Origin of the sequence: Aeromicrobium sp. Leaf272 (assembly GCF_001422865.1) — a bacterium.
GTDB lineage: Bacteria > Actinomycetota > Actinomycetes > Propionibacteriales > Nocardioidaceae > Aeromicrobium.
The window spans coordinates 506,936-513,114 of the sequence record NZ_LMMY01000009.1 but is presented as its reverse complement, the minus strand read 5'-3'; the positions used below and the strand labels follow the sequence as shown (position 1 = coordinate 513,114).

Genomic DNA, 6,179 nt, shown 5'->3' with positions numbered 1-6,179 from the left:
GCGCCTGGGCGCAGGTCCAGGACCCGAACTACCCGGACGACCCGATGAGCGGCGCGCGTCGCAAGGGACTCGATCCGAAGGCGTTGCTGGAGGAGCGGCTCGAGGCGGCCGAGGACGAGCAGGACGTGCCGCCGAGCCTGCTGCCGCCCACGTCCTCCCCGGCCCCGGGGTCACCCGCACCGACGATCCCCGTGCCGAGCGCCACGGTGCCCACCCCCGACGGCTCGCCGAGCCCGTCGCCCTCCCCGTCGCCCTCGGTCGAACCGACCACGACTCCTCGAGAGGGTGAGCAGTGATGCTGACCGGACGCATCAGAGCCCAGATCGTGGCCTTCGTGGTCCTCGGGCTGGTCGCCACCTCCTACCTCGGCGCCACGTACGTGGGCATCAACCCGTTCTCCACCGGCTTCACCGTGACGGCGGCCCTGCCCTCCGCCGGAGGCGCCTTCGAGAACGGCCAGGTCACCTACCGAGGAGTGCCCGTCGGCCGCGTCGACAGCCTCGAGGCCACCGACGAGGGCGTGCGCATCACGATGTCCATCGACGGCGACGCCCCGCGCATCCCGGCCGACGCCGCGCCCAAGGTCGTCAACCGCTCCGCCATCGGCGAGCAGTACGTGGACCTGCAGGGCGGGACCACCGGGGGAGCCGCCCTGGCGGACGGCGACCGGCTGTCGGCGGGCGAGGAGTCCCAGCCTCCGGGCATCGACCGGGTGCTGCGGTCCGGGGAGAAGTTCGTGTCCTCCGTGCCCGAGGAGGCGCTCACGTCGGTGATCGACGAGGGCTACGAGGCCTCCCAGGGCGTCGCGCTCGACTTCGGCTCGCTGCTGGAGAGCTCGCAGGAGTTCCAGGCGGCGGCCGACCGGAACTTCGTCGCCACGCGGGGCCTGATCGAGAACTCCGACCGGGTGCTCCGCACGCAGGAGGCGTCGTCGCAGAGCATCCGCTCGTTCAGCGCGGACCTCGCCACCATCGCCTCCACGCTCGAGTCCTCCGACGGGGACCTGCGTCGGCTCATCGACAACACGCCCGCCGCGGCTCGCGAGATCGACGTGCTGTTCCAGGAGGTCGGCCGACCGCTCGGAGTCGTGCTCGCCAACCTGGTGACCCCCGCGCAGGTGTTCGGCATCAACGCCGGGGGCGTCCAGGACGCGCTGGTGACCGCGCCCAAGGCGTTCAGCATCGGATGGACGGTCACCGGCTCGCGGGGGATCAACCTCGCGCTCTCGCAGTCGTACTTCTCGCCGCTGCCGTGCACCACCGGCTACGGGGGCACCACGCCGCGGCCCGGGTCGCAGACGTCGGGTGGCTCCTCGTTCAACCTGCAGGCCGGGTGCCGCTCGTCGGCGAAGGCCTCCAACGTCCGCGGACCTAAGGGCACGCCCCGACGCCAGGCGTCGGTGGCGACCGCACCCGACGGCCCGGCCGTCACGGCCGACGTCCGCATGGCCGACTCGCTGTCCGACCTGATGGGTGGTGCACGATGAGCACGAAGGACGCGCTCGCCGAGCGCGAGGACGTGGGGGAGCAGTCGATGACGGACGACGCCGTGCCACCGGACGAGGCCGGCCCGCCGGCACCGGGGGCGCAGAAGCGGGAGCCGTGGGTCCTCGGCTGGGTGCTGGTGGCGCTGGGCCTGGTCGTCGCGCTGAGCGGGTCGGTGGCGTGGTGGACCGCCGCGCACAGCGAGGACCTGCAGCTGGCGCGCACGCGGGACGCGGTGCTGATCGCGACCACGAGCGACGTCGCCACCCTCAACAGCCTCGACTACCGCGACGTCCAGGCCGGCCTCGACGGCTGGAAGGCCGTCACCACCGGCACGCTCCACGACCAGTTCGCCGGGCTGGACGCCAAGGACCGCGAGCTGCTCGCCGACCAGCGCAAGATCTCGAAGGGTCGCGTGGTGGAGGCAGCGGTGCTCGACGTCGACGGTGCCACCGCCGAGGTCATCGCGTCGGTCGAGACCACCGTCCGCGACGGCGCGGACGTCGACGCCGAGCCGGTCGTCAAGCGCAACCGCTTCACCGCTACGCTCCAGCGCTCCGGCGGCACGTGGAAGGTCAGCGACCTCCAGCAGCTCGCGGTGGACGTCTCATGAGGGGCGCACAGCGGATCGTCGTGGTCGCCGTGGCCGTCCTCGCGCTCGTGGCGGGCGGTGTCGGGTGGTGGCAGTACGTCGACCTGACGTCGGGCCCGGCGGGGGACAACGCCGCCCTCGTCGACGAGAAGGGCACGACGGAGGTCCAGTCGCAGGTCGCGGTCGCGCTCGAGCGGGTGCTCACCTACGACCACGCCGACCCGACGCCGACGGAGGAGTCGGCGAGGACCATGCTCGCGGGCAAGGCGCGCAGCGAGTACGCGACGCTCTTCGCCGCCCTGCAGGAGCAGGCGCCGGGGCAGAAGCTGGTGCTCACCGCCAAGGTCAGCGCCGCCGGGGTCACCGAGCTCGAGGGGGACCGGGCGAGCCTGCTCGTCTACGTCGACCAGTCGAGCCGTCGGGCCGGCGAGGACCAGGCGAACGTGTCGGCCGCCCAGCTCGCCGTCACGGCGAAGAGGTCGGACTCCGGGTCCTGGCAGGTCACCAGCCTGCGCCCCCTCTGAACCGGGAGCATCGCCCAGGACCGGGTGCGGCAGACTGAGCGGGCCGAGTCGAGCCGACAGCGAGGGGCACCCATGGCCGACATCACCCGACGTCCGTTCCTGAACCACTTGAGGTCGGACCCGACGTCGTTCGTGCTCAAGCTGAGCGGGGGACGACCGACGAAGTCCGGAGCCGGCATCTCCTTCTGGTTCCGTCCGAGCACCGCCGCGCTCGCCGAGGTGCCGCTCGACGACCGCGAGCAGGCGCTGCAATTCACCGCCCGGACCAGTGACTTCCAGGTGGTCTCGGTGCAGGCGACGGTGACCTACCGCGTGGTCGACCCGGCCGTGGCCGCGACCCGCATCGACTTCGGCATCGATCCGCGCACCGGCGCATGGAACGCGCGACCCCTCGAGCGCCTGGGCGGTCTGCTCACCGAGCTGGCGCAGCAGCCGGCGCTCGACCACCTCGCGAGCACCTCGCTGACCGACGCGCTCTCGCACGGCATCTCCCCGGTGCGTCAGCGCGTGGCCGACGAGCTGGCCGGCGACCAGCGCCTCGTCGAGCGCGGCCTGGCGGTCACCGACGTCCGCGTCGTCGCCATCCGTGCGGAGGCCGACCTGGAGCGCGCCCTCCAGACGCCCACCCGCGAGGCGGTGCAGCAGCAGGCCGACCGAGCCACCTTCGAGCGGCGCGCCATGGCGGTGGAGAAGGAGCGCGCGATCGCCGAGAACGAGCTGACCAACCAGATCGAGCTGGCCCGCCGCGAGGAGGAGCTCGTGGCCCAGCGCGGGCAGAACGAGCGCAGGCGCGCCACCGAGCAGGCCGAGTCCGACCGCATCACGGCGGCCGCCCAGGCCGAGCGCCAGGGCGTCCTCGCCCGTGCCGAGGCCGACCAGGAGCGCACGGTGGGCGAGGCGCGGGCCGAGGCGGAGTCCGCCGCGTTCGCGTCGTACGCGCAGATCGACCAGGGTCGGATCCTCGCGATCGCCGCGCGTGAGCTCGCGGGCAACCTGCCGCCGCTCACCCACCTGACCGTCACGCCCGAGCTGCTCGCGCCGCTGCTGGACCGGCTCGGTGACCGCGACGACCGGGTGGCGGCCGAGGAGCCCGGTCCGGCGTGACGCTGCGGCCCAGGGCCGTCGTCGTCCACCGGCGGTCCGAGCTCGACGAGCTCGTGGCACGTCACGCCACACGTGAGCAGGCGGCCTTCTTCCTGGCCTCCCGCGACCGCGACATCGTCGAGGTGGAGCACCGTCACGAGGCCCTCGCCCGGGCGCGCTCGGCCGTCTCGGCCGCCATCCCGCTGCACTGGCGGCGTGCGGAGGTGGAGCGCAGCGAGCTCGACCGCTTCGTGTTCGGTCCCGAGGACGTCGTGGTCGCCGTCGGCCAGGACGGGCTCGTGGCGAACGCGGCCAAGTACCTCGACGGGCAGCCGGTCGTGGGCGTCAACCCCGAACCCGCCTGGAACCCTGGTGTCCTCGTCCCGCACCGGCCCGAGGACGTCGTGACCGTGCTGGCGGCCCTGGCGCGCGCGGACCGGCAGGTCCAGGAGCGCACGATGGTGCAGGCCCGGACCGACGACGGACAGATGATCTCGGCCCTCAACGAGGTGTTCGTCGGGCACGCCGGTCACCAGTCGGCGCGCTACGTGCTGCAGTGCGGCGACCAGGTGGAGCGGCAGTCGTCGTCGGGCATCCTCGTCGGCACCGGGACGGGGGCCACCGGCTGGCTGCGCTCGGCGTGGGAGGAGCGCCGCAGCCCGCTCGACCTGCCGGCGGCGACCGACGCCAGGCTGTGCTGGTTCGTCCGGGAGGCGTGGCCGTCGCCGGCCACGGGGGTCACGGTGACCGAGGGTGTCCTCGAGGCGGAGGGATCGCTCGTCGTCACGGTCGAGTCGGACGCGCTGGTGTGCTTCGGCGACGGCATCGAGGCCGATGCGGTGACGCTGTCGTTCGGCCAGCGGCTCACGGTCGGCCGGTCGTCGCGACGGCTGCGTCTCGTCGTCTGAGCGCGGCCGACCACAGGACCCTCGCGCAGGAGGGTGTGCGACCGCTGTCGTCAGCGTTCGTCGAACGGGGTCATCGGCGGCATCAGGTGGGTGAGATCGTCCGTCCGGTCGGTCCAGCGCGAGGCGGCCCGCATCCGGTCGCCGTCCGCCGTCCGCTGGCCGTCGCTCCACATGCGCGGCCACTCGCGTGCGAGCACCACGCTCGAGGCGGCGGCGACGAGAGCCGTCCCGATGCTGCGACGTCGCCACCGAGGCGTCACGTAGATCTGGTCGACGAAGCCCGACGACGGGTACCAGCGGTAGGCGCCGAGCTGGTCCTCGCTCGTCACGTCGACCTGGCGGAGAGCCTGTCGGTCGAGGAGGCTGCCGGGTGCGACGCCGTGGCCGGTGAACGCGAGCAGGACCGTGGCGGGCGGCTCGCTGCTCGGCTCACGGAGCTCGGCGAACCACAGCGGAGGTGCCTTGGGTGCGGCCTCCGCGGTGACCTCGATGGCTACGACCGTCCCGGCGGGACCGTGCTGGGCCCTCGCGACGAGCGGCTCACCCTCGATCTCGGCGAGCGCCTCGTCCTCCGGCAGCGCGAGGCGCGTCCCGTCGCCGTGCCGCCCCGACTGCAGCACGGCGGACCACAGCGGCGCAGAGCCCGGTCCGAGTGCACGGACGTACCAGTACGGCCATGCCGGCTCACCCGGTGGCGGCCCCTCAGTGGCCACGCGAGGCGGCAGGTCGGCGGCGGGCCCGGGTCAGTGCGGCGGCACCGGCGGCGACCAGCAGGGCACCCAGGGGCGCGAGGGCCGCATCAGGACCACCGGTGGCCGGGAGCGTCCTGACCTGTGCGGCGGTGCTGCCTCGCGTGCCGCTCGAGGCGGAGGCCGGCGCGACGTCGGAGTCGCCATCGCCGGTGTCACCGGAGTCACCGTCGTCGGTGCCGGGATCGCCGGGATCGACCGGGTCCACGGGGTCTGCCGCCTCGACCGTGATCGTCAACGTCCCCGTCGTCGATCCGTTGGAGTTCGTCACCGTGTACTGCACGGGGACGGTGCCGCTGAAGCCGGTGGGCGGGGTGTACCGCAGGCGCAGCGTGCCGGCGGAGGGGACGGCCAGGGTGCCGACCCCCTCGGTCGGCTCGGGCACGGGCGTCTCGGCCGCGCCCACGACCTCGACCGTGCCGCGGCCCTCGGGCAGCGGGGTGACCTCGAGACCGGTGTCCGGGTCCTCGCTGTCGTCGTTGGCCAGGACGTCCACCTCGATGGCGGGGCCGCCCTGCTCGGCGGTGGCCGTGTCGGGGCGCGTGACCGGAAGGATGGAGCCGGTCGCCGTGAGGGTGACTTCCTCGGTGTCGCACCCGGGCGTCAGGTTCAGGTCGCACGGCTCGACGACGACCGTGCGCGGGTCGGGCAGCAGCGCCTGGCCGTCGGGGACGGCCGACTGCGTGATCTCGACGCGGGCGCCGGGAGGGGCGGTGTAGAGGCGCAGGAACGACCCGATCCCGGTGATGTCGCCAGGGCACGAGCTGAGGCCGGTGGGGCCCTCGGCCGCCGCGGCGAGCCCGAGCGGCGGGAAGAACGGCCCGTCGGGCGGGAAGATC

The 6,179-nt window shown here is 73.7% G+C and carries 7 protein-coding genes and 1 pseudogene; 6 read left to right on the top strand and 2 right to left on the bottom strand.

Annotation, left to right across the window (positions count from 1 at the left end; all coding sequences use genetic code 11):
* The 6 genes and pseudogenes from ASF38_RS17415 to ASF38_RS04095 all read left to right on the top strand — a co-directional run.
* Positions 1-296 (top strand): annotated as a pseudogene (locus ASF38_RS17415) (hypothetical protein); the annotation flags it as partial.
* Positions 296-1,486, top strand: a complete 1,191-nt coding sequence (locus ASF38_RS04115) for an MlaD family protein (protein WP_056573828.1) — start codon at positions 296-298, stop codon at positions 1,484-1,486. The pseudogene ASF38_RS17415 and the gene ASF38_RS04115, both read left to right, overlap by 1 nt.
* A complete protein-coding gene (locus tag ASF38_RS04110) occupies positions 1,483-2,097 on the top strand; it encodes a hypothetical protein (protein ID WP_055962929.1) in 615 nt (204 codons plus the stop codon). Before ASF38_RS04115 ends, ASF38_RS04110 begins: the two co-directional genes overlap by 4 nt.
* The gene (locus ASF38_RS04105) at positions 2,094-2,600 is read left to right on the top strand and encodes a hypothetical protein (protein ID WP_056556543.1); all 507 of its coding nucleotides are present in this window, start codon (positions 2,094-2,096) and stop codon (positions 2,598-2,600) included. The genes ASF38_RS04110 and ASF38_RS04105 overlap by 4 nt, the downstream gene beginning before the upstream one ends.
* 72 nt (positions 2,601-2,672) lie before the next feature.
* Positions 2,673-3,704: an SPFH domain-containing protein gene (locus ASF38_RS04100; protein ID WP_055962935.1), complete on the top strand. Its 1,032-nt coding sequence runs from the start codon at positions 2,673-2,675 to the stop codon at positions 3,702-3,704.
* The gene (locus ASF38_RS04095; RefSeq protein ID WP_056556537.1) at positions 3,701-4,591 is read left to right on the top strand and encodes an NAD(+)/NADH kinase; all 891 of its coding nucleotides are present in this window, start codon (positions 3,701-3,703) and stop codon (positions 4,589-4,591) included. Before ASF38_RS04100 ends, ASF38_RS04095 begins: the two co-directional genes overlap by 4 nt.
* 50 nt (positions 4,592-4,641) lie before the next feature.
* Here the strand turns inward: ASF38_RS04095 and ASF38_RS04090 are convergent, their stop codons facing one another.
* The gene (locus tag ASF38_RS04090) at positions 4,642-5,304 is read right to left on the bottom strand and encodes a GNAT family N-acetyltransferase (protein ID WP_156366774.1); all 663 of its coding nucleotides are present in this window, start codon (positions 5,302-5,304) and stop codon (positions 4,642-4,644) included.
* The coding region (locus ASF38_RS17865; RefSeq protein ID WP_200914395.1) for an Ig-like domain-containing protein at positions 5,294-6,179 on the bottom strand (886 nt) is incomplete at its 5' end. The genes ASF38_RS04090 and ASF38_RS17865, both read right to left, overlap by 11 nt.